This window comes from Paraburkholderia sp. SIMBA_053 (assembly GCF_046534895.1).
Lineage (GTDB): Bacteria > Pseudomonadota > Gammaproteobacteria > Burkholderiales > Burkholderiaceae > Paraburkholderia > Paraburkholderia caledonica.
The window spans coordinates 1-297 of the sequence record NZ_JAWRXU010000418.1 but is presented as its reverse complement, the minus strand read 5'-3'; the positions used below and the strand labels follow the sequence as shown (position 1 = coordinate 297).

1 protein-coding gene is annotated in these 297 nt (G+C 68.7%); it reads left to right on the top strand.

Annotation, left to right across the window (positions count from 1 at the left end; translation table 11 throughout):
* Nucleotides 1-297 (top strand): alpha-E domain-containing protein (locus SB753_RS36235; RefSeq protein ID WP_410804931.1); only part of this gene is annotated, 297 nt, incomplete at both ends.

Below are 297 nucleotides of genomic sequence, written 5' to 3'. Positions count from 1 at the left end.
ATCGCTGTCGCCGATGCGAGCGGCAGCTGGCACGTGCTGCCCGGCGGCTTCACGCGGCTCGCGGGGGAGCGGCAGGCGTCGGTGTCGATGCAGTTCGGCGGCAGCAGCGTCGATACGTGGGTGCTGTCGAGCCATCCGAATTCGACCTTCACGCTGTTGCCTTCGCCGCTCAAGCCCGCGGATCTCGCGCGCAAGCATCGCACGGTGTCGAGCCGCGCGGCGGAGAACCTGTTCTGGAGCGGCCGGTACGGCGAGCGTGCGGAAAACAACGTGCGGCTGCTGCGGTTGATTCTCGGC